A 23,920-nucleotide genomic window follows, 5' to 3' on the forward strand; every position below is an offset into this window, starting at 1 on the left:
AGTCAGGAGATGCACCATGCGTAGCCCCATCAAACTCGAGTTTTCCGAAAAGTACGACCAGCAGCACGCTCAGGAATACTTTCTCAAGCATCAGGATGGCCTGGCTCGGCGCCTGTCGCATCAGCGTGACGAACAATTGGCCCGGCGTGCCCTGGCGCTGGTTGGCGAGCCGGGGCTTGTACTCGACCTGCCGTGCGGTGCCGGTCGTTTCTGGCCACTATTGGCAGAAAAGCCCAATCGCGTGATCATTGGTGCGGATAATTCCGAAGCCATGCTGGAAACTGCCAGCAAATCCCAACCGGCGCATATCGTCGAGCGGGTACGGACTTTGCAGACCTCAGCGTTCGCGATCGATTTGCCAGACAATTCGGTCGACAGCATTTTCTGCATGCGGCTGATGCACCACATCGGTGAGGCAGCGCATCGGAAGACAATTCTCTCGGAGTTTCAGCGAGTTAGCCGTGACAGTGTAATTTTGTCGCTGTGGGTCGACGGCAATTTCAAAGCCTGGCGTCGGAAGAAACTCGAAGAACGTCGCTTTGCCAAAACCGGTGAAGTCAGTTATCAGAACCGTTTTGTGTTACCGGTTGCCACGGTTGAGAAGGAATTTCAGGAAGCCGGTTTCCGGATTCAGGAACGTTTGGACTTTTTGCCGTTCTATGCCATGTGGCGAGTGTACGTATTGCGTAAGGGGTAGTAGTGGATGGCGGTAGAGCGCTTGGCAACAACGACGGGAAACAGCCGTTTTGACCATTTCTGGCAACAGCAAGGGGAGTGGGTGGAAGAGCCCAACCAGCGTCGGGGTGGGGAAAGTGGCGTTCAGCGTCTGAACGATGAAAACGGTCAGGTGCTGTATTCCAAGCGTCAGATTGGCCATATCTACCGCAGTTTTTTGCACCCCTTCGGCCGTCCGACGGTGTTGCGCGAGTATGAGGCAATCAACAGCTTTGAAGCGCTCGGCGTGCGCGTCCCGCACATCGTCTATTGCGGGGTCGAGCGCGATGCCGACCGCCAATGGCGGGCGCTGCTGGTCAGTGAGGCGCTCGACGGTTTCGTAGACGCCGACAACTGGTACGCCAATGGCGCGCGTGAACGTTACAGCGAAGCCCTGCATGAGCGCATGCTGCAGGACCTGGCCCAGAACCTGGCGCGTATGCACCGTGGTCACTGGCAGCATGGCTGCCTGTACGGCAAGCACATCTTCATCAAGGTGATTGGTGAGGGCGAGGAAGCCCGCGCCGAAGTGGCGCTGCTGGACCTGGAAAAGTGCCGTCGGCGCATCAGCCGGCAACGTGCAGCCGCGCGCGACCTGAAGCAACTGAAGCGCCATTCGTCATTCAACGACGCGGAATGGCGCAAGCTGCTCTACTTTTACCAGATGGCGTTTGGCAGCGCTGTCAAAGGTTTAGGGTAATGAAACTAGAAATAGCTCGAGGTTTGTTTCTGGTGACGGCGTTAGCGGTGGCTACCGTTGCCGTCGCCGCGTGGGAAGAACCAGGACCGGTGGTGTTCAGCCACGCCGACCAGGCATTGCAATGCCCGTTGCCCAGGCTGGTGAAACCCCAGGTCGATGCCAAGCCTGACCATGACCTGTTGTTGCTGCTGTTTGGCCTCAGCCAGGGTACACGCGGGCAGAGTTGACGCGACATGATGTCCCAGCCAAGGCCTCGTCAGTGACGAGGCCTTTTTGCGTGTGCCGGCTCAGCTCGGTTGTGTCTGCGCCTGCGGCACATGAGATTGTGCCAGCAAGGTATACACGCAGGGCAGGACGAACAGGGTGAACAGGGTGCCGACCGACATGCCGGTGGCGATTACCGTTCCGATGTCGAACCGGCTGACCGCGCCGGCGCCGGTCGCCAGAATCAGCGGCACCATGCCGAAGACCATGGCCGCGGTGGTCATCAGCACCGGACGCAGGCGAATCGACGCGGCTTCTTCCACGGCCTCACGGGCACTCAAACCTTTGTGCTCGCGCAGCTGGTTGGCGAACTCGACGATGAGGATGCCATGTTTACTGATCAGCCCGATCAGCGTCACCAGGCCCACCTGGGTGTAGATGTTCATGCTGGAAATACCCAGGAACAACGGAATCAGTGCGCCGCAAATCGACAGCGGCACGGTCACCAGGATCACCAGCGGGTCGCGGAAGCTTTCGAACTGAGCGGCCAGCACCAGAAAGATGATCGCCAGGGCCAGGCCAAAGGTCACCCATAACGAACTGCCCTCCTGAACGTACTGGCGTGCAGCACCGGCATAGTCGAAGGCATAGCCTTGCGGTGCTTCTTCACGGGCAATGGCGCGGATGGTATCCAGTGCCTCGCCCATGCTGACCATTGGCACCCCCTGAATCAGGGCCGAGTTCAACTGCTGGAACTGATTGAGCTGACGCGGCCTGGCCCGGTCGCTGACGGTGATCAGGGTCGACAGCGGCAGCATCTCGCCCTGCTGGTTTTTCACGTAGTAGTTGCTCAGCCAGGCCGGGTTGTCCCGGTAGGGGCGTTCAACCTGGGCGATGACTTTGTAACTGCGGCCATCAATGGTGAACCGGTTGATTTCCGCCTCACCGAGCAAGGTCGCCAAGGTGCCCCCCAAAGCATCCATGGAGACGCCCATCTGCGCTGCTTTGGCCCGGTCGATGTCGACCACCACTTCTGGTTTGTCGAAGGCCAGGTCGATGTCGAGAAAGGCGAACTTGCCCGACGCCAGGGCGCGTTCCTTGACCCGCTCGGCGATCCCCAGCAACAGTTCGTAGTCATTGGGTGTGTTGATCACGAACTGGAAAGGCAGACCTTCACCCGTACCGGGTAACGACGGCAGGTTGAAGCCGAATATCTGCAGGCCGCTGATGCCTTCGAGTTTGCTTTGTACCAGCGGCAGCAGTTCCATTTGCGTCCGGTCGCGCTCGTTCCACGGCTTGAGCAGAAAGCCGCCGATACCGGATTGCACGCCGTTGAAGCCGTTGATCTGGAACGAGGAGTAGTACTCTGGGAAGGCCTTGAAGATGCTGATGAATTCGTCGGTGTAGGTGTTCAGGTAATCGAGGTTGGTAGGCTGCGGGGCGGTGGCCATCATGAAAATGATGCCCTGGTCTTCATCGGGTGCCAGTTCATTCTTGCTGAACATCATGAACACCGGGATCAGGCACAGGACGATGACGGCAAACACCAGGACCACCGGCCGGGTATTGAGGGTCGCATGCAGGAGCTTCTGGTAGCGCACCTTGAGGCCTTCGAACAGCACGTCGAGGCGATGCGCCAGGCCGCTGGGGTTCTGGTCGTGGCGCAGCAGTACCGAACACATCATCGGCGACAGGGTCAGGGCCACGATGCCGGAAATGACCACTGCACCGGCCAACGTCAGGGCGAACTCCTTGAACAGGGCGCCGGTAAGCCCCTGCAGAAAGCCGATGGGGGCGTAGACGGCTGCCAGGGTGATGGTCATCGAGACCACCGGCATGGCGATCTCCCTGGCGCCTTCAAGGGCCGCCTCGTACGGTGTTTTACCTTCTTCGATGTGGCGGTGGATGTTTTCCACGACGACGATGGCATCGTCGACGACCAGGCCGATGGCCAGCACCATGGCCAGCAGGGTCAGCAAGTTGAGCGAATAGCCCATCAGTTGCATGAAAAACAGAACCCCGATCATCGACAGCGGAATGGTGATCACCGGGATCAGCACCGAGCGCAGGGCGCCGAGGAACAGAAACACCACGACAATGACGATCAGCACCGCTTCGAACAGGGTCTTGATCACTTCGTCGATGGAGGCCTGGATGAACAGGGTGGCGTCATAGGCGATGGACGCCTTGAGGTTGGGCGGCAACTGGCTTTCCAGTTCCGGAACCAGCTTGCGCACCTCCTTGATCACCTCCAGCGGGTTGGCGCTGGGGGCCGCCTTGATGCCGATGTACACCGATGGCGTGCCATCGAAGGAGCTGACGGTGTCGTAGTTTTCCGCCCCCATCTCGACCCGTGCGACATCACCGAGCAGCACTCGGCTGTCACCACTGACTTTGAGCGGGATCCTGGCGAAGGCTTCGGCGGATTTCAGGTCGGTGGTGGCGTTGATGCTGGTGACGATGTACTCGCCTTTCACTTCGCCGGCGGCAGAGAGAAAGTTGTAGCGCCTGACGGCATCGGTGACTTCGTTTGCGCTCAAGCCATAACCGGCCAGTTTCACCGGATCGATCCAGATACGCATGGCGAACAGCTGGTTGCCGAGAATCTCCGCTTCGGCCATGCCTGGCAGGGTGGCCAGCTTGGGCTGGATCACCCGCGACAGATAGTCGGTGATCTGCGGGTTGCTCAGTTCGCTGCTGTAGAAACTGATGTACATCAGCGCCGAGGCATCGGCCGCTTCCTTGTTCAGCACCGGGTCTTCAGCATCTTGCGGCAGCTTGTTCTTGACCTCGTTGGCTTTGGCCAGCAATTCGGTGAAAAGGCGGTCGGTATCGGCGCCGATCCGCGCATAAATCGAAATCACCGAGAAGTTCTGCCGGCTCACCGAGGTCATGTAATCAATGCCTTCGGCACTCGCGAGGCTTTGCTGCATGGGCTGGGTAATGTAACCCTGGATGGTTTCAGCGTTGGCCCCGGGGTAAGCGGTGGTGACGGTGATCAGGGCGTTTTCCATCTGCGGATACTGACGGATCGACATCGTGCCCCAGGCGTGAAACCCCAGCAGCACGATCAGCAGGCTGACCACACAGGCCAGCACCGGACGACGAATGAACGGATCGGTAAAAGCCATGACGCATCCTCGATCAGTCGGCGGGTTTGGGCTGAGCTTGCAGGGTTTTGTCCGGGGTGATGCGGATGGCCGCGCCCTGGGTCAGTTTCAGCTGGCCTGCCGTCACCACCTGTTCGCCGGCCTGCAACCCTTTGCTGATGACCACCAGGCCGTCGCGGCGCTCGCCGGTATCGACAAAACGCCGCTCGGCAATCAGTTGCGGTTGGCCGTCGGCGTCTTTCTCTACCTGGCCGTCATCGGCTTTTTTCGCCACCGCCACGTACACCGAGTTGCCGTACAGGGTGTAGGTCACTGCGCTTTCCGGAACGACTACTGCGGGCTTGGGATCCGGCAGCAACACCTGCAGGCTGCTGAACATGCCGGGCAGGAGCTTGCCGTCCGGGTTGGCCAGGGTGGCGCGTACCTGCACGTTGCGAGTGCTGTCTTCGACTTTCGGGTTGATGGCGCTGATGCTGCCGGGGAAGGTCTGCTGCGGGTAGGCTGCGACACTCACCAGCACCTGCTGGCCGATGCTCAACTGGGGAATGGCCTGTTCGGCCACGAAGAAGTCGACATACAGGCTGCTCAAATCCTGCAGGGTGGCGATGACTGTACCGCTGGCGAGGTATTCGCCGACATCGACCTGGCGGATACCGATGGTGCCGCTGAAGGGCGCGTTGATGCTTTTTTTCGCCAGGGAGGCCTTGAGCTGATCGACGACGGCCTTGTTGCGTTTGTACTGCGCGTTGAGGCGATCGTACTCGCCACGGGAAATGGCCTCGCTGCCCACCAGCTGGCTGCCGCGATTGAAGTCCACCTGGGCGAGCCCGAGGTCAGCCAGGGCGGTACCCAGCAAGGCGGTCTCAACATCGCTGTCCAGTTGCAGCAGGGGCTGGCCCTTGCGGACCTGCTGCCCGGACTCGAACTGCAACGCCTTCACCGTGCCGGCAATTTCCAGGCTCAGGTCGACCCCTTGCAGGGCGGTGAGGCTACCGACTGCGGGCAGGCGGTTTTGCCAGGCGCGCTCGCTGGACGCGGTGCCCGCCACGCTGATGGGCGGCTTGGGTGCCGAGAACATCTGGACCTGCTGATAGATGGAGAACGCCTTGTAGCCCCCCAGGATCAGCACGAGCAGCACAACAACACCTAACATGATCAGCATGCGGCGGCGGAGCATAGTCCAGTTCCTTGGATACGAATTATTGTTCGTTTGGCACGACTACGGGCGATCCTGCCCACGTGCGCTGTAGCCGAATATTACTCGTTTGACCGGGCCTGAGAAGCCTGTGTTCCCGGCTATTTAAGCTCAGGTCAGGTGCAGGTGGTTGTCCCACAGCCCGGAGGGCAGTTGCAGGGGCTGGCCGATCAGTTCGCTTTTGCGACAGTCGTAGAGCCGGCAACGGCCCTGGCCCGAGGTTACGACGAAGCCGTCCGCTACCGCGCCGACGCCGGCGCAGTCGGGCATGGGCGCTTCGAGGCGAACCTGGGCGGTGTCCAGGTCCCAGATAAACAGACGGTTGGCCCGCGGCGCAGTGAGGGCGACCAGGCGCAGCTCACTGTGAATCGCCACGCTCGCGGTGTAGTGAGCCATTGCCTGCAGTTGCTGCTCGGCCACCGGGAAAGCCGCAAAGGGCAGCCCGGGACGCTTGATGGCAATCAGCTCGGCGGTGTCGTCGCTGGCGCCCATGTACTGCTGGCCGGCGACAATCGTGCCGTCAGCAGCAATTGCCAGGTGGCGCACGCTGTTCATTTGCTGTGGCAGCAGTTCCTTGCTCAGCAGGGTGCCGTCACGTTGCATCAGCACCAGGCTCGGCTCCATGGCGTTGAGGTTCATCTCCACGCGGCTTTCGGCCTCGGTGCGGATACCGCCATTGGCCACCACCAGCGTCTCGCCATCGGGCATCCACGACACCTGGTGCGGGCCGATGCCGTGGGTAGAGATCTCGCCGCTGTGCTGCAGGCGCTCGCCATCGAAACGGTAGACACCGAGTACACCACGGCCGGGGTCGGTGGTGTCGTTTTCGGTGGCATACAGCCATTCGCCGCTTTTATGGATCACTGCATGGCCATAGAAGTGTCGGTTCGGCTGGGAACGAATGGTCTGCAGCAGACGGCCATCGCGCAGGTCCACCAGGTAGCTTTCGGTACCTGGACGGCGGGCGACGAACAGCGCAATCGGCTGTTCGGGGTGATTGATGATGTCATGGCAACGCTGGGCCACCTCGGTGGCAAACACCTGGGTGCCGTCCAGGCGGTAGCCGACGGCGTAGTGCTTGCCGTCGATGTCGTCGCGCGCCGAGAGCAGCAGCGGGCTGCCGCTCTTGCCGCGGAACAGGGTCCAGCCGCCCAGTGTGAGGGCGCTGAGCAGAACGCTACCGAGTTTCAGAGCCTGGCGTCGCAGCATGATCAGTCACCGTCGTTGGCGTTGAAGCCCAGTTGAATGCCGAGCGCCTTGGCCAGCTCGCCTTCGTGCAGGCGGTGGACGGCGTTGAGGCTGTCGTAGATGGCATTGAGCTGCTGGCGGCCGGCGTCGTCGTCGAGCAGTTCGGTCAGCGACTTCTGATTGCTCGAGAGCAACTTCAGGGCGTCAGCGTAAGCCGCGTCGATCTTGTCGGCCAGGGCTTTCTGGTCTTTGCTCAGCAGCCCGCGCAGGCCCTGGTTGTCGACACCGACCCAGACGGTTTGCGCGGCGCTCAGGCTGGCTTCCAGGCTTTTCAGCGAGGCGTGGCTGCGCCAGGCTTCGGCTTGCAGCGGCTGAGGGATGCCCTTGCTCAGGCGACCCATGGGCGCGCCGAGTTTTTTCTTCAGGGTGTCCAGCGCGGTGACCTGGGCACGCAGCACATCAGCGATGGCCTCGTGGGAGTCGGCATAGCGCTGGTTGGGGAACTTGGTCATCTGCGACAGCATGCCGTCGGTGTTGTTCCAGTCTTTGAGGATTTCTTCGGCCAGTGCTTTCTGATGCTCGCCGATGGCCACCAGCAGCGGGCAGTAGCGGGCTTTCTGTTCGGCGTTGGCGGCGTCCGGCTTGCTGTCGAAGAGGATGTACTCGTAGGCGGAAAGGCCCCGTACCACCACACTGGACTTGCTCAGGCTGGCGGCATCGATCGGTTTGTCGCCATTGACCAGTTGTTCGACCTGACGGCCGACCAGGTTTTTCTTGTCGGGCCAGAACTGCACCTGCCAGGCGCGGTTGCCTTCGGCCAGCGGGCCGATCAACAGCGGCTGCAGTTCGGCCCAGGCTTTTTGTGCATGCAGGAAATCGGCGCGAGCGGTGGCCAGGTCGGCCTTGCCTTCGCAGAACGCCAGAGCGCTGACAGCCAATTGGCGGTCGGCTTCAACCCAGCGGCTGTAGGTCGGCAGGATCACCTGCTTGGCGATCGCCGCAGAGGTCACGGCCTGCGGGTCCTGAGGCGAACAGGCGCCGAGGGCGAGGGCGGCGAGGCTGGTGAACAACAGTTTGGGTCGGAACATGCCCGGCTCCTTGCTTAAAGTGAATTCAGGAACGCCAGCAACGCGGCGCGCTGCTCGGCATTGAAGGTCAATACGTGCTGCTTGGCCGCCTCCGCTTCACCGCCGTGCCACAGCACAGCTTCGAGCAGATTGCGGGCGCGGCCATCGTGAAGAAACTGGGTGTGGCCGCTGACCGTCTCGTTCAGGCCGATGCCCCACAGTGGCGGGGTGCGCCAGTCCTGGCCCGAGGCGGCGAATTCGCTGCGGTTGTCTGCCAGGCCCGGGCCCATGTCATGCAGCAACAGGTCGCTGTAGGGGCGAATGAGCTGGTTGGCGAGTTCCGGTTCGGCGGCATCGGCAGCGGTGGTAAAACTTGGGGTGTGGCAGCCTTGGCAGCCGGCTTGGTGGAACAGGTTTTTACCGGCCAGCACGTGGGGCGAGTCGACATCCTGGCGGATCGGTACTGCCAGGTTGCGGGTGTAGAACAGCACCAGGCGCAGCAGGTTGTCGCTGACTTCCTGTTCGCCATTGGCGCCGTTGCCGTTGGGCGCGTTCAGGCAATCGACCTGTGACGGGGTGCAGTCGTCCATCGGCCGCAGGCTGGTCGTCAGGCCCATGTCGCCGGAGAAGGCGTGCACATTCTGCTGGTTGAGGTTCGGTTGCCCGGCTTTCCAGCCGAAACGGCCCATGACGGTCTTGCCCTGGGCGTCGTCCCAGACCTGGTTGGCACGGCCGCGAATGCCATCGCCGTTACGGTCGTCGGGGTCGGCATTGGCCAGCAGGGTGGCCTCGGGAATGGCTTCGAGCAGGCCCAGGCCGATCATCGGCGGGGCGATGCGGGCGGAAAACCGCGTGTCGGCATGCATCGGGCCGTAACCCAGTTGAGTGATTTGCAGTTGTGGCTGGCGCAACTCGACCTGCGTGCCGTCCTTGAAGGTGACAGGCACCGGGGTGTAGTCGACGCGTACCTTGCCCTCAGGGGCAACACCGGGCACGGCCATGTCCTGCAACTGGCCGCCATACACCGGCTCGGGAACGATGCCCAGCTGTTCGATGACCTTGGCGTACTGCGGCTGGTCAGGGACAGACAGGCGCACCAGCATCGACACGGCGTTGCTGGCACTGGGGCCGGGTGGATGACCGCGGCCGTCCTTGATATGGCAGTTCTGGCAGGCGTTGGTGTTGAACAGCGGCCCCAGGCCGTCGCGTGCCGTGGTGGTCGAGGGAGCGATCACCCAGGGGTTGCGGAAAAAACTGTTGCCGACGCTGAAGTCCAGGCGCCGGCTCGGCGCGAGGTTGGCCGATGGCATGGAGTAGGCGTTCTGGTCGCGCTTGTTCACGGTTGCCTTGCCGCCGCCCAGGGCTTCGCCCGGTTCGGCCTGCGTGAAACGCGGGGCGTCATCACAGGCGACCAGGGTCGTGGCCAGAAGCAGGGGGCTGATACGGAGCAGCAACGAAGACATCCAGGATCCTGAACTTGAGCAAAAAACCGGCGTGCAAGCTTAGCAGGCTCAGGAACCTCGAATAAGAGGGATTTGCGTTTGCCAGATGAAATCGTTCATCAGCGGCGGCCATCGGGCAAAAAAAAGGCGACTCGAAGGCCGCCTTTCTCTGCGCGATCGATCAGAACTCGTGATCGGCGGTGTCCGGGTTCAGGTTGGCGATACCCAGCTTGCCTGCGGCTTGCTCGATAGCGCCGGTCTGCTTGACCAGCGCTGCGATGGCGTCACGCACGATCTGGTTGCCGGCAGCATTGTCGGCAGCGATCAGTTGGTCGTAGTGTTCGCCTTTGGCAGCGTGGTCAACCATGACCTGGATCTTCGCCTCGGTGGCTTCCAGGTCAGCCTTGAGCGTGGTGTCGGTCGCAGGATCTACCTTGGCAACCAGCGACGACAGGCTTGGGCCGGTCAGCTTGGTACCGTCGGCACGGGTGTACTCGCCCAGGTAGACGTTGCGGATACCCTTGGCATCGTAGAAGTGCGAGTTGTGGGTGTTGTCGCTGAAGCAATCCTGCTCGTCTTCAGGAGAGTTGGCTTCCAGGGAAACCTTCATGCGCTCGCCCGCCAGTTCGCCCAGCGACAGGCTGCCCATGCCGAACAGCATTTTGCGCAGGCCGTCGGTGACAGGTTCGGCTTCCAGCGTGGCGCGGTAGTTGTCGGCCACGTTCGGCTTCCAGTTGCCGACCATTTCTTCCAGGTCGCTGACCAGCAGTTGGGTCACAGCCTTCAGGTAAGCGCGGCGACGCTCGTTGTGGCCGCCGGTGGCGCCTTTGCCTTCGAGGTAGTCGGAGGCTGGACGGGCTCCCGCACCTGGGCCGGTGCCGTTGAGGTCCTGGCCCCAGAGCAGGAATTCAATCGCGTGGTAGCCAGTGGCGACGTTGGCTTCGGAGCCGCCCAGCTCGTTGAGGCTGGCCAGTTTTTCCGGCGTGATGTCTTTGACGTCGACCTTGTCTTCACCCACCTGGATCTCGGTGTTGGCGATGATGTTGGCTGCTGCACCCGGGTTACCCAGAGCGTGTTCGTAGCTGGCATCGACGTAGTCGATCAGGCCTTCGTCAAGCGGCCAGGCATTCACCTGACCTTCCCAGTCGTCGATGATGGTGTTGCCGAAGCGGAACACTTCACTCTGCAGGTACGGCACGCGTGCGGCGAACCAGGCGGCCTTGGCAGCCTTCAGGGTGTCGTCGTTCGGCGTCGCGAGGAAGGCGTCGATGGCGGTTTGCAGGGTTTTCGCGGTGCTCAGCGAGTCGCTGTAGACGGCGTGGACCATGTCGGCGTAATGCTTGACCACTGCCTTGGCGGCAGCTTCGTCGACCGCGCCTGCCGCAGCAGGGGCCGCCGCGGTGGCTGCCGGGGCCTGGGCTTGCGGTGCTGCGGCCTTGTCCTTGCTGTCGCCGCAACCGGCGAGGGAGATGGCAATGGCCAACAAACTGGCGGTGGCCAGAGGCATACGATTCATGGCGAATTCCTGCGTCGAGAGGTTGGACAGGCGTACGGGGGTACGCAAAACTGCAACATAATGCGAAAGATTTGCATTTTGTGTAAAGGGGGAAGCACGTAAATATTCAATTGCGTGTTTGCGCCCTGAAGTTCAATGCTGACGGGGGTTACAGAATCGAAACCTGGTTGCGTTGCGCCTGTTTCAGAAACACCGTGAGCTCGCGGGCCGGCAGGGGCTTGCTGTAGTGATAACCCTGACCTTCATGGCAGCCCTGGGCAATGATGTAGGCTTCCTGGTCCGCGGTTTCCACGCCTTCGGCGATCACTTGCATGCCCAGGCTCTTGCCCAGCTGGATAATGGCGCGAACGATGGTGGCATCGTCGTCATCATCGAGCAGGTCCTGAACGAAACTCTTGTCGATCTTGATCTTGTCCAGCGGCAGTGACTTGAGGTAACTGAGCGAAGAGTAGCCTGTACCGAAGTCGTCGATGGCGATCATCGCCCCGGAGCGGCGCAGGCTGAGCAAGTGCTGGGCTGCCGTGCTGATGTCTTCCATCAGGCCGGTTTCAGTGACCTCAAGCTCCAGGCTGCGCGGCGGCAGGCGGTAAATCTGCAGCAGGTTGTTGACCACTCGCGGCAGTTCGTTGTGGTGCAATTGCACGGTGGACAGGTTGACCGCCATGCGCAATTCGCTGAAGCCCTGGTCGTGCCATTCGCGCAGTTGCCTGCAAGCCTGGTCGAGCACCCATTCACCGATGGTGATGATGTTGCCGTTCTGTTCGGCCAGGGGAATGAACTGGTCAGGCGGGACCATGCCCAGCTCCGGGTGCTGCCAGCGCAGCAGGGCCTCGACCCCGACCACGCGGTGATCGCGGTAGCTGATTTGCGGCTGGTAGACCAGAAACAGCTGATTGCGCGGCAGGGCTTCGCGCAGGTCTTTTTCCAGCTCGCGGCGGCGGCGCATTTCGCTGTCGACGCTGGCGATGTAGAACTGGTAGCGGTTGCGCGAGCGGGTCTTGGCCAGGGTCATGGTCTGCTCGGCTTTTTGCAGCAGCTTTTCCGTGCTGTCGCCATCTTCCGGGAACAGGGTGATGCCGATGGTGGCGCGCAGGCGAATTTCCTGGTGGTCGAGGGCGAAGGGCGCTTCCAGGTCATCCAGAATGCTTTGTGCCAGTTCGGCTGCCTCATAGGGCTGTTCGATATCGGCCTGGACCAGGGCGAACTGGTCGCCACCCAGGCGTGCCAGGGCACCGAGGCGGCCACTGTGGGCACGCAGGCGATCTGCTAGCGCCAGCAGCAGCTGGTCGCCGGTCTGGTAGCTGAACTGCTCGTTGATGCCTTTGAAGTCGTCGAGGCCTACACACAGCACGGCAACCCGACGCTGCAGGCGACCGGCGTCGACCAGGATCTTGTCCAGTTGCTGTTGCAGTTGCTGGCGATTGGGCAGTCCGGTGAGGAAGTCGTACTGGGCCATGCGCAGCAGGCTGTTCTCGGCCTCGTGGCGCAAATGAGTGTTGCGCTCGATAGAGGCGAGCAGCTGGTTGGCGGTGTTGACCCACACACCCAGTTCATTGCGCTCGTGGCCTTTGAGCAGCGGCAGCTGGTGCTGGCTGGGGCGGTCGGGATTGATCTGGGTGAGGTGTTCGATGATCTTCGACAGCGGCTTGGTCAGCATCCAGTGGTAGACCAGATACAACACCAGGCCCATGGCCAGGGCGCGCAGTACACCGGAGATGAAAATGATCACCGAGCTGACCAGAAACCCCGCACCATAGGCCGCCGTGTCGAGGGTGATGTTCAGGTCGCCGTAGTATTCGCTGTAGGGGCCGCGGCCGACCAGTTGCGTGGAAAATGTGCGTTCCTGGCCAAGAATCAGGTCGGTAAGCCAGCGCGTTGGCGTCTCCTGCAACGGCCGGGCTTTTTCTGCCAGCATGGTTTCGTTGGGGTGGCCGATCGAGGCCATGCGCACGGACTCGTCCTGGAACAGGCCTTCCATGACCTGCATGCCCATTTCCTTGTCCAGGCTGTAGACCGCCTGGGTAGAGGGGTCACGGAACATGTCGAGGATTCGCTGGGCGTCATTGGCCACTGCCTGACGGGTCTTGTAGGCATCGAAGACGATTTGCGCGCAACTGAGAACGACACCGACTGCCAGTGCCGAGAGCAGTACGACCCTGAGCAACTTGACCGATAAGCTGTTCTTGAGTTCCAGCTTCAATGGGGTTTCCTTAATCCATGCGCATGACATCATTTTGCCATCAAATTTGGCAATCCACTATCGGCCGTTGGCAGGACACCACCACCCATAGTTGTGCGTGCGCCTGCTGTCACTGTATCGGTTGCCCGGCCTTGCGACTTTAATTGCGAAAGCAATCTTCCCAACGTTTGATGTTAGCGTGGTATCAGCCCGGAGCAAGAGCCAGAGGCCAGTACGCAGATGAAAAAAAACCCGGACAAGCCGGGTTTTTTTCTCACAGCATTCGCTTAGGCAGTGAAGGTCTTGCCTTCGAACTGCTCGGCGACGAACTTCCAGTTAACCAGGTTCCAGAACGCCTCGACGTATTTTGGACGCAGGTTGCGGTAGTCGATGTAGTAAGCGTGTTCCCAGACGTCGCAGGTCAGCAGCGGGGTGTCGCCGCTGGTCAGCGGGCAGCCGGCGCCGATGGTGCTGGCCAGGGCCAGGGAACCGTCAGCTTTCTTCACCAGCCAGCCCCAGCCGGAGCCGAAGGTGCCGACGGAAGTCTTGGTGAACTCTTCCTTGAACTTGTCGAACGAGCCGAACGCAGCGTTGATGGCATCAGCCAGGGCGCCGGTAGGCTGGCCGCCGGCGTTTGGTGCCAGGCAGTTCCAGTAGAAGGTGTGGTTCCAGACCTGAGCGGCGTTGTTGAAGATGCCACCGGAGGAGGACTTGACGATCTCTTCCAGGGTCTTGCCTTCAAACTCGGTGCCTGGCACCAGGTTGTTCAGGTTCACGACATAGGTGTTGTGGTGCTTGTCGTGGTGGTATTCCAGGGTTTCCTTGGAAATGTGCGGCTGCAGGGCGTCGTGGGCGTAAGGCAGCGGCGGCAATTCAAAAGCCATGGTGATTCTCCTAATCAGGTCTGTTGCGGTGAGCGCAAGGCCGATCACGGGCGGCCGAATGTGCGTCGGGGAGTTTGTACTCTTTGCGACGCAAGGGCTGGATCATAGCACCGGGCCCTGTGCTTAACCACGCAACAACTGTACGGGAAAGAGGTTCCAGAGCCTTTGCAGGCCGCAGACCAGTGGACTCAGGTGAAGATCAGCTGAGCAGCCACGGCGAACATCATGACCGCCACCATCAAGTCCAGCAGGCGCCAAGTGCCCGGGCGTGCCAGCCAGGGTGCCAGCCAGGCGGCGCCCAGGGCGAGGGTGAAGAACCACAGCAGCGAGGCGCTGGCGGCGCCGGCCACGTAAGCGCCGGGCACTGTTTGCTGGGCACCGAGCGAGCCGATCAGCAACACGGTATCCAGGTACACATGGGGGTTGAGCAGGGTGACGGCCAGGGCGCTGAGCAGCACGGCCCGGCGTGAACGGATGCCCTGGCCTTCGCTTTGTTGCAGGCTTTGTTGTGAGCAGGCGCGCATCAGGGCTTTGCTGCCGTACCAGATCAGGAATACCGCACCGCCCCAACGGGCGACGGCGAGCAGGGTCGGGTTTTGTGCCAGCACCGTTGCCAGGCCGAACACCCCGGCGGCCACCAGCAGGGCATCACAGAACACGCACAGCGCCGCCACCGGCAGGTGATGTTCGCGGCGCAGGCTCTGGGCCAGGACGAATGCGTTCTGGGTGCCGATCGCCATGATCAGGCCGAAGGCGACCAGCAGGCCGTTCAGATAGCTTTGCCACATAGGGAACACTCCACAAACACCGGCAGGGTACCGGCGCAGAAAATCAAACAGGATGCTGGCTATTCTGGGGGCAAGCCTTGTATAAGAAAAACAAATAAAGCTGATCTGGCATTAGGGAAAATAATGTTCGATTACAAACTGCTTTCGGCACTGGCCGCTGTCATTGAACAGGCCGGTTTCGAGCGTGCGGCGCAGGTGCTGGGGTTGTCGCAGTCGGCGATCTCTCAGCGCATCAAATTGCTTGAGGCACGGGTCGGCCAGCCGGTGTTGATTCGGGCCAATCCACCGAGCCCTACCGATGTCGGGCGACGCCTGCTCAACCATGTGCAGCAGGTACGCTTGCTTGAGCGCGACCTGCAAAGCCAGGTGCCGGCGCTGGATGAAGAGGGGCTGCCCGAGCGTTTGCGCATCGCCCTCAATGCCGACAGCCTGGCCACCTGGTGGGCCGGTGCGGTGGGGGCATTCTGTGCCGACCAGCAAGTGCTGCTGGATCTGGTGGTCGAAGATCAGGAGGTAGGCCTCAAGCGCATGCGGGCCGGCGAGGTGGCAGCCTGCCTGTGCGGCAGCGAGCGCCCGGTGGCCGGTGCGCGCAGCCTGTTGCTGGGTGCCATGCGTTACCGTGCCCTGGCCAGTCCGGCCTTCATGGCGCGCTACTTTCCGGGCGGCTTTGATGCGGCGCGGTTACCACGTACCCCGGCACTGGTGTACGGCCCGGATGATTTCCTTCAGCACCGCTACCTCGCCACACTGGGCATACAGGACGGTTTCCTGCATCACCTGTGTCCTTCCTCCGAAGGTTTTTTGCGCATGACCGAAGCGGGGCTGGGCTGGGGCCTTGTGCCGGAACTGCAGGTGCGCGAACAGCTGGCGGACGGGCGTCTGGTAGAAATTTCGGTGGATAAACCCATCGATGTGCCGTTGTACTGGCATCATTGGCGCAATGGCGGGCAATTGCTCAGTCAATTGACCGAGCATTTACGACAGACGGCCCGGCATTGGCTGGTGCCCTTGTAAGGCCCGGCAGCGTCAGCAGCTTCTGAATATTGGTTAGGCGGAGTGGTACATGCGAATTCTGGTCACCGGCGCAAGCGGCTTCATTGGCGGGCGCTTTGCGCGTTTTGCCCTTGAGCAGGGCCTGGACGTCCGGGTCAACGGCCGGCGTGCCGAAGGCGTCGAGCATCTGGTGCGGCGCGGGGCGCAATTCATCCCCGGTGACTTGAGCGACCCGGAACTGGCGCGCCGCCTGTGCCAGGGGGTGGATGCCGTGGTGCATTGCGCCGGGGCGGTGGGTAACTGGGGACGCTACCAGGATTTCTACCAAGGTAACGTGGTGGTGACCGAGAACGTGGTCGAGGCGTGCCTCAAGGAACATGTGCGGCGTTTGGTGCACCTGTCTTCGCCGTCGATCTACTTCAATGGTCGCTCGCAGCTGAATATCCGCGAAGAACAGGTGCCCCGGCGCTTTCATGACCACTACGGGGCCACCAAGTACCTCGCCGAGCAGAAAGTCTTCGGTGCCCAGGAGTTTGGTCTCGAGGTACTGGCGTTGCGTCCGCGGTTTGTCACCGGGGCTGGGGACGTCAGCATTTTCCCGCGGCTGTTGCAGATGCAGCGCAAGCGTCGCCTGGCCATTATCGGCAATGGCTTGAACAAGGTCGATTTCACCAGCGTGCAGAACCTCAACGAAGCGCTGCTCAGTGCCCTGTTCGCCGATGAGGATGCCTTGGGCCAGGCCTTCAACATCAGCAACGGTCATCCACTGCCGTTGTGGGATGTGGTCAACTATGTGATGCGCCAGATGCACTTGCCGCAGGTGAACCGCTACCGCTCCTATGGCCTGGCCTACACGGCGGCGGCACTGAACGAAGGCGCCTGCATGCTCTGGCCGGGGCGCCCGCAGCCCACCCTGTCGCGTTTGGGCATGCAGGTGATGAGCAAAGATTTCACCCTGGACATCAGCCGCGCCCGGCAACTGTTGAACTACCGGCCCACCGTCAGCCTGTGGACGGCGCTGGACGAGTTCTGCGGCTGGTGGGGCGCCCAGCACCCGGCGAAGTGAACCCGGGGAATGCTTTGCGGTCGATGAGTGCGCCGTGTAAGCGGTTTATACTAGTGTCCATTTGCTATTACGGCGGTTGAAGGCTCCCATGCGTAACGATGCTCAAGACGATTTCGACAATGTCCCGACCCTGCGGGCGGTTACCCGCGACGACGATGACTTTGATCCGTTGCCTGCCGGGCATGGCCCGGTAAAGGCTGGTGCGCGCAAGGCACCACGTGCCACCAGTACCGGGCCTTTGTGGGCACTGCTGGGCGCGTCCTTCATCGCGCTGGCGGGGCTGGGTTGGTGGAGTTTTCAGCAGGTGTCGCTGATGGAGCAGCAACTGGTCGCTACCCAGGAAAGCTTTGCCCGCATCAGTGAGGACGCGGCGGGGCGCCTGCAGGCCATCAGCGGTAAAGTCGATGCCAGCGAAAGCAACGTCAATACCGGCAGTGAAGCGCTCAAGTTGCAAATCAAACAGCTGCAGGCAAGTCTTGCCGAGCAGGGCAAGCAGCAGCAAGGGGTGGCCGGGCAGGCGGGTGATCTGGGTAAACGACTGGAGCAGGTGTTGGCCCAGGCCAACGAGCAACAGGCGACGACGGCCAGACTGCAAACCGAGTTGCAGGCGCAACTCAAGGCTGTGAACGGTGAGTTGGCGGCGTTGAAAGCTGCCCAGGTGGACGGCGGCAAACTGGATGCACAGATCAGCAGCCTTACCGGCGATGTGGCTGCGCTGAAGAAGCAAGGCAACCCCAGTGCAGCCATTCAGCGTCTGGAGCAGGACCTGATTGTGCTCAAGAGCGAGCAGGAGAACCGTCCGGCGACGCCAGCAGCCTCAGGCGCCTCGGTTGCCGAGTTCGATGCCTTTCGCGCGCAGATGACGCGCAACATCAACACCCTGCAAAGCCAGGTGCAGAACCTGCAACAGCAGATCAACGCCCGGCCCTGATTGATGTGCGTGGGGCTCTTCGCGGGTGAGCCCGCTCCCACAGGTCAGGTGCAACGGTTGAGATTTGCACCTGACCGGCCAAATTTACATCCGTGGATAATCGATGTAACCAACCGGGCCCTTGGCGTAGAAGGTTTCCGGATGGGCCTGGTTCAGCGGTGCATCGGCTGCCAGCCGGGCCGGCAGGTCCGGGTTGGCAATGAACGGCACACCGAAGGCCACGGCATCGGCGCGACCGCTGGCCAGTGAGGCGTTGGCGGTGTCCTTGGTGAAGCGCTCGTTGACGATGTAGGGGCCGCCAAAGGCGTCCTTGATCAAGGTGCCGATGCTGTCGTCGCCTTCTTTCTCGCGCGAGCAGATGAAGGCAATCCCGCGCTTGCCCAGCTCACGAGCCACATAGGTGAAGGTTTCGGCGCGATTGGCATCGCCCATATCGTGCGAGTCGGCGCGTGGTGCCAGGTGCACGCCGACGCGTTGCGCGCCCCACACGTCGATGACCGCATCGGTCACTTCCAGCAGCAGGCGTGCACGGTTTTCCAGCGAGCCACCGTACTGATCGGAGCGCTGGTTGGTGCTGCTTTGCAGAAACTGGTCAAGCAGGTAGCCGTTCGCGGCATGCACTTCGACGCCGTCAAACCCGGCTGCCTTGGCGTTCTCGGCACCGGTACGGTAAGCCTCGACGATGTCGGCGATTTCTGCGGTCTCCAGCGCGCGTGGCGTCGGGTAGTCCGCCAGCGGACGCACCAGGCTGACGTGGCCTTTGGGCTGGATTGCGCTAGGCGCCACCGGGGTTTCGCCATTCAGGTAGATCGGGTGCGAAATCCGCCCGACATGCCACAGCTGGAGGAAAATCCGTCCGCCCGCGGCGTGCACGGATTTGGTCACGCTGGTCCAGCCGCGCACCTGGTCGTTGGACCAGATGCCTGGGGTGTCCGGGTAACCGACGCCCATCGGCGTCACCGAGGTGGCCTCGCTGAGGATCAGCCCGGCGCTGGCGCGTTGTACGTAGTACTCGGCCATCAGCGCATTGGGAACCCGGCCTTCGTCGGCGCGGCAGCGGGTCAGCGGGGCCATGATGATGCGGTTCGGCAGTTGCAGATCGCCGAGGGTGATGGGATCGAAAATAGTCGTCATAAATACCTCAGGCTTATCAGTGAGTCGCAGGAGCCAGTTCGGCCTTGTCGCCGCGCTGGTTGAAGGTGATCAGGGTGACGATCAGGGCCAGCACCGCCAGGGCGGCGGCGGCCAGCGGCACGCGGGTCAGGCCCAGTCCTTGAGCGATTACCGTGCCACCGACCCAGGCGCCCAGGGCATTGCCCAGGTTGAATGCGCCAATGTTCAGGGTCGAAACCAGGTTCGGGGCAGCCTTGCCGAAGGTCACCACGTTGACCTGCAAGGCCGGTACGGCGGCAAAGGCAGCCGTGGCCCAGAGGAACAGGGTGATTTCTGCCGGGATCAGGGCAACGCTGGTCCAGCTCAGCGCAGTGGAGACCACGGCCATGCTGATGAACACACCGATGAGGGTGGCGCTCAGGCGGCGATCTGCCAGCTTGCCGCCGACAATGTTGCCTAACGTCAGGCCCAGGCCGATCAGCAACAGGGTCCAGGTGACGCCGGTGGGTGAAACACCGGTGACATCGCCGAGCAAGGGCGCCACGTAAGTGAACAGTGCGAACATCGATGCCGAGAACAGCACGGTCATCGACAGCGACAGCCAGATGCCCGCGCCCTTGAGGGCAGCCAGTTCGGCGCGCATGTCGAGTTTTTCCTCGTCATGGCGAAACGGCAGGAAGCGGATCAGGCCGATCAAGGCAATCACGCCGATCACCGTGACTGCCCAGAAGGTCGAGCGCCAGCCATAAACCTGGCCCAGGGCCGTGCCCAGTGGCACGCCGAGTACGTTGGCCAGGGTCAGGCCGGTGAACATCAGGGCGACCGCCGAGGCGCGGCGGTTAGCCGGCACCAGGCTGGCAGCCACTACCGAGCCGATACCGAAGAAGGCGCCGTGACACAGGGCGGTCACCACGCGGGCGAACATCAGCAGGTTGTAATCGCTGGCCACTGCACACAACAGGTTGCCGACGATGAACACGCCCATCAGCGCGATCAGTGCCGCCTTGCGTGGCAGCCGTGAGGTGGCCAGGGCCATGAACGGCGCACCGATGGCGACGCCCAGGGCGTAGCCGGTGACCAGCCAGCCGGCGCCGGGAATCGACACGCCGAGGTCTGCCGCTACATCAGGCAGCAGGCCCATGATCACGAACTCGGTCGTGCCGATGGCGAAGGCGCTGAGCGCCAGGATCAACAGGGAAAGGGGCATTGCAAGGTCCTTGTCAGAGCTCGTGGCTCATCTGCATGAGGAAGGCCTGGATGGTTTCCTCATTGCGTTTGAAAAAGTGCCATTGCCCGATCTTCTGGCTACTGATCAGACCCGCACGTTGCAAGGTGGCCAGGTGGGCCGAGACCGTAGACTGCGACAGGCCGCAGCGTTGATCGATCTGGCCGGCGCAGACACCGTGTTCGGTGCTGTGGTGCTGGTCAGGGAATTGCACGTCCGGGTCTTTCAGCCAGTTGAGGATTTCTCGCCGTACTGGGTGGGCCAGGGCTTTTATTATTTCGTCGAGATCGAGAGGCATGGTTGGGCTCATGGTTGTGTAGCGTTATATCGCGATGAGGCGAAATATAAATCGGTATTTCGCGATATACAAATATGAAGAGGTTCTGAGCTCAGCGTAAATCGCTATATCGGGTTATAACGATATAGACCGCGCTAGTGCTAGACTGGGCGCATGAACTACCTCGCACACCTTCACCTGGGCGGCCAGCAACCCGAGCAATTGCTCGGCAGTCTCTATGGCGACTTCGTCAAAGGGCCGCTACAGGGCCGCTTTCCCTTGCCGTTGGAAGCCGCGATCCGCCTGCATCGGCAGATCGATGTGTTCACCGACAGCCATCCGCTGGTCCATGAGGCGCTGGGCCGGTTTCCCGCATCGCGTCGGCGTTATGCCGGGATCATCCTCGATGTGTTCTTCGATCACTGCCTGGCCGTGCACTGGCAGGACTACAACGAGCAACCCCTGGAGCAGTTCACCGGCAGGTTCTATCAGGTGCTGACCACGCAACCCGATCTGCCCGGGCGACTGGCGCAGATCGCGCCGCACATGGCCGCCGATGACTGGCTGGGCTCTTACCGCGAGTTTGCGGTGTTGGGTCAGGTGTTTCGCGGCATCGCCCGACGCCTGTCGCGCCCCGAGGGCATGGAGGGCGCGCTGGAAGAAGTCGAGGCGTTGTACACGCCCTTGAGCGAAGATTTCCGCGCCTTCTATCCTGAGCTACAGGCCTTCGCCGGGAAGGCCTTGGCTCAGGGTTAAGCGGCTCTGGCCCGGCGTTGCGGCGCGGTAGCCGATGCTTGAACACCGAACAACGCCACTTGCACCGCTTGTTGAGCCTTGTAGGCCAGGGCCGCGCGCTCTTCGCCGGCGCTCGCAATGGGCGTCAGCAGCTGGATTTCCACCTCGCCACAGTCATGGGCAAACAAGCGCATCAGGTGTGAGAGCAGGTCGTCATCGCCGATGAACGGCGCGATCAGATCGGCTTTGCCGTCGCGCAGGTAGCGAAGGGCGACCGGCTGCAGAGGCACCTGGCAGTCGATGGCACTGGCCAGCAGGCGCCCGTGAAAGGTGCGCAGGCTGCGACCATCGGTGGTGGTGCCTTCGGGGAAGATCAATAACGCGCAGGCCTGCTGCAGGTGCTGGCTGATCTGTTGACGCAGCAGCTGGCTGTCACTGCCACCGCGACGAATGAACAGGGTACCGGCCTTGAGGGCCAGCCAGCCCGCCACCGGCCAGCTCCGCACTTCAGCTTTGGACAGAAACGACAATGGCGCAAGCATGCCCAGCAGGGGGATGTCGGTCCAGGACACATGGTTGCTGACCCAGAGCATCGGCTGTTGCGGCAGCTGACCGATGACCCGGACCTTGAAGGGCAGGGCGCTGCTGAGTTTGCGCATGAACAGTTGCGACCAGCGTTGGCGGCGGTCGGCCGAGGCCGGAACCTGCAAGCGCTCATAGAGCGTGAATAGCGTCGCCATGGCCAACCCGAACAGAACCACCAGCAGCACCCGCAGGACGCGTGCCATGACGCGCAGGCGCAGCATCAGACGGCCGCCTTGAAGTGGCGGGCGTAGCGAGGGCAGAGCTCGTCGCGCTTGAGCAGGATGAAGACGTCCGCGACCTGGAAGTCTTCGTCCCAGCACGGCTCGCCGCAGATTTTCGCCCCCAGGCGCATGTAGGCCTTGAGCAGCGGCGGCATTTCAGCGATGACGTTGCCCGGCAGTGCCAGGTTCGGTAGTGGCTTTTTCGGTTCGGCGCGCAGGTGTTCGGTGCACAGGTAGCGTTCGCGCAGGCGCTGCATGATCGCATGGGCCTGCACACCGCCATCCTGCATGGGAATGCTCGCGCAGCCCATCAAGTAACTGTAACGGCCTTCGTTGAGCACCTCGGCCAGTTCGCCCCAGAGCACGGAAATGGTGCCGCCGTTGCGGTAGGCCGGGTCAACGCAGGTACGACCCAATTCCAGGATCGGTCCTTGCAGGTGACCGAGGCCGTGCAGGCTGAATTCTTCTTCGCTGTAGAAACGGCCCAGGCTGTTGGCGGCCTGGTGGTCGAGCAAGCGGGTGGTAGCGACCAGGCGGCCGCTGTTCAGATCACGTACGCCGATATGCCGGCAATGAATGTCGTAGTCGTCCATATCCAGGCCCAGCTCGGCGCCTTTGAGTTTGGCCTTGAACTCACCGCTGAATACGCTGAAGCGCAGGGCTTGCGCTTCCTGCAGGGCGGCGGGGCCGACCAGGCGTTCGGCTTGCAGACGGCGTTCAGTGCTGTTGTCGCCAGAGCGAGCGATCCGAGTCATTGCGAGTCTCCGTAAGCCAGCCATGGGGTTGCGGCCGGTCAACTTTGTTGTGCAAGCTCAGCCTAGGTAGACGCGGTGTCACCCCTGTGAACCTTTGGTGATGCTTGGATGACAGCCCCCAAGGAGTGATGAAATGGTCTGGTTGCAACGACTCAACGATCCCGAGCGACACACGCTGTCGGCCGACCTTGCCGACACCTACAGCAGCCTGCTGACCCGCTTGGGCGCGGTCAGCGCATTCGAGTTGGCGGTGCTTGGCGCCCGGGCGATGCCGACGCCCGGGCTGGCCTTTCTGATGGGTTACCAGGCGGCATTGCGGGTGCTGTGGCCCAGTGCCCCGGCCAGCCTTGGTGCGTTGTGCGCCAGTGAACGGCGCAGCGTGCGGCCGGCCGATATGCAGGTGCGCCTGAATGATCTGCGCCTGAGCGGCAGTAAAGACTTCGTCACTGCGGGGCTGGATGCCGACTGGCTGCTGGTGGCGGCGCGCAGCGAGGCGCCGGGTGATTCGCCGCAAGTGAGCCTGGCAGTGGTCTATCCCGGCGAGCCCGGCGTGAGCCTTGAGCCATTGCCGGCCTTGCCGCTGATGCCGGAGGTTGGCCACGCCAGGCTCCACCTGGACCAGGCCCAGTGCGAGCGCCTGGCGGGGGACGGCTGGGATGCTTACGTCAAGCCGTTCCGCACGCTTGAAGACCTGTATGTGCTGAGCGCGCTGTGCGCGTGGTTGTATGGGGTCGGCCAAGACAACGGCTGGCCGCAAGGCATGCAATTGCGGTTGATCGGCCTGCTCGGAGGCTGCGCCGAAGGTACTCGGCTATGCGCCGATTCCATGGCTTGCCACCTGCTGCTGGGCGGCCTTTTCGCGCAGTTCGCTGCGCTCAAGGAAGAGATCAGCCAGGCACTGCAAAACACTCCGGGCGAATGGGCGATGCTGTGGCAACGCGACCAGGGTTTGCTGGAAATTGCCAGCGCAGCACGGGCCAAGCGCCTGGCCAAAGCCTGGGCCAGCGCAGGATTGTCATGAAGCACCGCTAG

22 protein-coding genes are annotated in these 23,920 nt (G+C 62.1%); 8 read left to right on the plus strand and 14 right to left on the minus strand.

Translation table 11 applies throughout. The annotated features are described in order from the left end of the window. Positions 1-16 precede the first annotated feature (16 nt). The 3 genes from DM813_RS13690 to DM813_RS13700 are packed head-to-tail and all read left to right on the plus strand — an operon-like array spanning position 17 to position 1,641. Positions 17-697 carry a class I SAM-dependent methyltransferase gene (locus tag DM813_RS13690; RefSeq protein ID WP_128323929.1) on the plus strand — a complete coding sequence of 227 codons (681 nt, stop codon included), beginning with the start codon at positions 17-19 and terminating at the stop codon, positions 695-697. A 6-nt stretch (positions 698-703) separates the two neighbouring features. After that, the gene (locus DM813_RS13695; protein WP_128323930.1) at positions 704-1,414 is read left to right on the plus strand and encodes a lipopolysaccharide kinase InaA family protein; all 711 of its coding nucleotides are present in this window, start codon (positions 704-706) and stop codon (positions 1,412-1,414) included. Beyond that, complete coding sequence (locus tag DM813_RS13700) at positions 1,414-1,641, plus strand: hypothetical protein (protein ID WP_128323931.1); 228 nt, start codon at positions 1,414-1,416, stop codon at positions 1,639-1,641. The genes DM813_RS13695 and DM813_RS13700 overlap by 1 nt, the downstream gene beginning before the upstream one ends. A gap of 60 nt (positions 1,642-1,701) precedes the next feature. Here the strand turns inward: DM813_RS13700 and DM813_RS13705 are convergent, their stop codons facing one another. From DM813_RS13705 to DM813_RS13745, 9 genes are all read right to left on the minus strand, one after another. Beyond that, positions 1,702-4,749 carry a multidrug efflux RND transporter permease subunit gene (locus DM813_RS13705; protein WP_128323932.1) on the minus strand — a complete coding sequence of 1,016 codons (3,048 nt, stop codon included), beginning with the start codon at positions 4,747-4,749 and terminating at the stop codon, positions 1,702-1,704. Between the two features lie 13 nt (positions 4,750-4,762). Beyond that, a complete protein-coding gene (locus DM813_RS13710; RefSeq protein WP_128323933.1) occupies positions 4,763-5,905 on the minus strand; it encodes an efflux RND transporter periplasmic adaptor subunit in 1,143 nt (380 codons plus the stop codon). Between the two features lie 129 nt (positions 5,906-6,034). After that, positions 6,035-7,132, minus strand: coding sequence for a DUF1513 domain-containing protein (locus DM813_RS13715; protein WP_128323934.1), 1,098 nt, complete (start codon positions 7,130-7,132; stop codon positions 6,035-6,037). 2 nt (positions 7,133-7,134) lie between these two features. Then, the gene (locus DM813_RS13720; protein WP_128323935.1) at positions 7,135-8,199 is read right to left on the minus strand and encodes an imelysin family protein; all 1,065 of its coding nucleotides are present in this window, start codon (positions 8,197-8,199) and stop codon (positions 7,135-7,137) included. 14 nt (positions 8,200-8,213) lie between these two features. Continuing rightward, entirely contained in the window at positions 8,214-9,641 is a 1,428-nt protein-coding gene (locus tag DM813_RS13725; RefSeq protein ID WP_128323936.1) for a di-heme oxidoredictase family protein, read from the minus strand. A 160-nt stretch (positions 9,642-9,801) separates the two neighbouring features. Next, entirely contained in the window at positions 9,802-11,136 is a 1,335-nt protein-coding gene (locus tag DM813_RS13730; RefSeq protein ID WP_128323937.1) for an imelysin family protein, read from the minus strand. Positions 11,137-11,284: 148 nt separating this feature from the next. Further along, on the minus strand, positions 11,285-13,336 hold the full coding sequence (locus DM813_RS13735; RefSeq protein ID WP_128323938.1) for a putative bifunctional diguanylate cyclase/phosphodiesterase: 2,052 nt from the start codon (positions 13,334-13,336) through the stop codon (positions 11,285-11,287). 266 nt (positions 13,337-13,602) lie between these two features. Continuing rightward, a complete protein-coding gene (locus tag DM813_RS13740; protein ID WP_107026376.1) occupies positions 13,603-14,199 on the minus strand; it encodes a superoxide dismutase in 597 nt (198 codons plus the stop codon). 188 nt (positions 14,200-14,387) lie between these two features. After that, complete coding sequence (locus DM813_RS13745) at positions 14,388-14,987, minus strand: LysE/ArgO family amino acid transporter (RefSeq protein WP_128323939.1); 600 nt, start codon at positions 14,985-14,987, stop codon at positions 14,388-14,390. A 123-nt stretch (positions 14,988-15,110) separates the two neighbouring features. On the opposite strand from DM813_RS13745, the gene DM813_RS13750 reads away from it, so the two are divergent. The 3 genes from DM813_RS13750 to DM813_RS13760 all read left to right on the plus strand — a co-directional run bounded on the left by DM813_RS13750 (position 15,111) and on the right by DM813_RS13760 (position 17,977). Continuing rightward, positions 15,111-16,001, plus strand: coding sequence for a LysR family transcriptional regulator ArgP (locus DM813_RS13750; RefSeq protein WP_128323940.1), 891 nt, complete (start codon positions 15,111-15,113; stop codon positions 15,999-16,001). Positions 16,002-16,050: 49 nt separating this feature from the next. Next, entirely contained in the window at positions 16,051-17,046 is a 996-nt protein-coding gene (locus DM813_RS13755) for an NAD-dependent epimerase/dehydratase family protein (protein ID WP_128323941.1), read from the plus strand. Positions 17,047-17,134: 88 nt separating this feature from the next. Continuing rightward, a complete protein-coding gene (locus tag DM813_RS13760) occupies positions 17,135-17,977 on the plus strand; it encodes an ATPase (protein ID WP_128323942.1) in 843 nt (280 codons plus the stop codon). An 84-nt stretch (positions 17,978-18,061) separates the two neighbouring features. Here the strand turns inward: DM813_RS13760 and DM813_RS13765 are convergent, their stop codons facing one another. From DM813_RS13765 to DM813_RS13775, 3 genes are read right to left on the minus strand one after another with little or no spacing between them, the layout of a single operon-like run. Then, positions 18,062-19,111 carry an alkene reductase gene (locus tag DM813_RS13765; RefSeq protein ID WP_128323943.1) on the minus strand — a complete coding sequence of 350 codons (1,050 nt, stop codon included), beginning with the start codon at positions 19,109-19,111 and terminating at the stop codon, positions 18,062-18,064. Positions 19,112-19,127: 16 nt separating this feature from the next. After that, on the minus strand, positions 19,128-20,297 hold the full coding sequence (locus tag DM813_RS13770; protein ID WP_128323944.1) for an MFS transporter: 1,170 nt from the start codon (positions 20,295-20,297) through the stop codon (positions 19,128-19,130). A gap of 13 nt (positions 20,298-20,310) precedes the next feature. Beyond that, entirely contained in the window at positions 20,311-20,613 is a 303-nt protein-coding gene (locus DM813_RS13775; protein WP_128323945.1) for an ArsR/SmtB family transcription factor, read from the minus strand. A 153-nt stretch (positions 20,614-20,766) separates the two neighbouring features. Between DM813_RS13775 and DM813_RS13780 the strand changes: the two genes are divergently transcribed. Continuing rightward, on the plus strand, positions 20,767-21,348 hold the full coding sequence (locus DM813_RS13780; protein ID WP_128323946.1) for an ACP phosphodiesterase: 582 nt from the start codon (positions 20,767-20,769) through the stop codon (positions 21,346-21,348). Here the strand turns inward: DM813_RS13780 and DM813_RS13785 are convergent. Beyond that, a complete protein-coding gene (locus DM813_RS13785; protein WP_128323947.1) occupies positions 21,345-22,133 on the minus strand; it encodes a lysophospholipid acyltransferase family protein in 789 nt (262 codons plus the stop codon). The two genes, DM813_RS13780 and DM813_RS13785, sit on opposite strands and share 4 nt — an antisense overlap. Continuing rightward, positions 22,133-22,888, minus strand: a complete 756-nt coding sequence (gene olsB, locus DM813_RS13790) for an L-ornithine N(alpha)-acyltransferase (RefSeq protein ID WP_128323948.1) — start codon at positions 22,886-22,888, stop codon at positions 22,133-22,135. The genes DM813_RS13785 and olsB overlap by 1 nt, the downstream gene beginning before the upstream one ends. A 133-nt stretch (positions 22,889-23,021) precedes the next feature. Here olsB and DM813_RS13795 point away from each other — a divergent pair, with 133 nt between their 5' ends. Further along, a complete protein-coding gene (locus DM813_RS13795; RefSeq protein ID WP_128323949.1) occupies positions 23,022-23,909 on the plus strand; it encodes an acyl-CoA dehydrogenase in 888 nt (295 codons plus the stop codon). The last annotated feature ends 11 nt before the right edge of the window (positions 23,910-23,920 follow it).

Source organism: Pseudomonas alkylphenolica (assembly GCF_004025535.1).
In the GTDB taxonomy this organism is placed as follows: Bacteria; Pseudomonadota; Gammaproteobacteria; order Pseudomonadales; family Pseudomonadaceae; genus Aquipseudomonas; species Aquipseudomonas alkylphenolica_A.

Coding starts and splice junctions, on each gene's coding strand:
- DM813_RS13700 (WP_128323931.1), top strand. CDS start 1,414: ATGAAACTAGAAATAGCTCGAGGTTTGTTTCTGGTGACGGCGTTAGCG.
- DM813_RS13740 (WP_107026376.1), bottom strand. CDS start 14,199: ATGGCTTTTGAATTGCCGCCGCTGCCTTACGCCCACGACGCCCTGCAG.
- DM813_RS13785 (WP_128323947.1), bottom strand. CDS start 22,133: ATGCTGCGCCTGCGCGTCATGGCACGCGTCCTGCGGGTGCTGCTGGTG.
- DM813_RS13770 (WP_128323944.1), bottom strand. CDS start 20,297: ATGCCCCTTTCCCTGTTGATCCTGGCGCTCAGCGCCTTCGCCATCGGC.
- DM813_RS13745 (WP_128323939.1), bottom strand. CDS start 14,987: ATGTGGCAAAGCTATCTGAACGGCCTGCTGGTCGCCTTCGGCCTGATC.
- DM813_RS13690 (WP_128323929.1), top strand. CDS start 17: ATGCGTAGCCCCATCAAACTCGAGTTTTCCGAAAAGTACGACCAGCAG.
- DM813_RS13795 (WP_128323949.1), top strand. CDS start 23,022: ATGGTCTGGTTGCAACGACTCAACGATCCCGAGCGACACACGCTGTCG.
- DM813_RS13755 (WP_128323941.1), top strand. CDS start 16,051: ATGCGAATTCTGGTCACCGGCGCAAGCGGCTTCATTGGCGGGCGCTTT.
- DM813_RS13720 (WP_128323935.1), bottom strand. CDS start 8,199: ATGTTCCGACCCAAACTGTTGTTCACCAGCCTCGCCGCCCTCGCCCTC.
- DM813_RS13765 (WP_128323943.1), bottom strand. CDS start 19,111: ATGACGACTATTTTCGATCCCATCACCCTCGGCGATCTGCAACTGCCG.
- DM813_RS13760 (WP_128323942.1), top strand. CDS start 17,135: ATGCGTAACGATGCTCAAGACGATTTCGACAATGTCCCGACCCTGCGG.
- DM813_RS13730 (WP_128323937.1), bottom strand. CDS start 11,136: ATGAATCGTATGCCTCTGGCCACCGCCAGTTTGTTGGCCATTGCCATC.
- DM813_RS13725 (WP_128323936.1), bottom strand. CDS start 9,641: ATGTCTTCGTTGCTGCTCCGTATCAGCCCCCTGCTTCTGGCCACGACC.
- DM813_RS13695 (WP_128323930.1), top strand. CDS start 704: ATGGCGGTAGAGCGCTTGGCAACAACGACGGGAAACAGCCGTTTTGAC.
- DM813_RS13780 (WP_128323946.1), top strand. CDS start 20,767: ATGAACTACCTCGCACACCTTCACCTGGGCGGCCAGCAACCCGAGCAA.
- DM813_RS13750 (WP_128323940.1), top strand. CDS start 15,111: ATGTTCGATTACAAACTGCTTTCGGCACTGGCCGCTGTCATTGAACAG.
- DM813_RS13715 (WP_128323934.1), bottom strand. CDS start 7,132: ATGCTGCGACGCCAGGCTCTGAAACTCGGTAGCGTTCTGCTCAGCGCC.
- DM813_RS13705 (WP_128323932.1), bottom strand. CDS start 4,749: ATGGCTTTTACCGATCCGTTCATTCGTCGTCCGGTGCTGGCCTGTGTG.
- DM813_RS13710 (WP_128323933.1), bottom strand. CDS start 5,905: ATGCTCCGCCGCCGCATGCTGATCATGTTAGGTGTTGTTGTGCTGCTC.
- DM813_RS13775 (WP_128323945.1), bottom strand. CDS start 20,613: ATGCCTCTCGATCTCGACGAAATAATAAAAGCCCTGGCCCACCCAGTA.
- olsB (WP_128323948.1), bottom strand. CDS start 22,888: ATGACTCGGATCGCTCGCTCTGGCGACAACAGCACTGAACGCCGTCTG.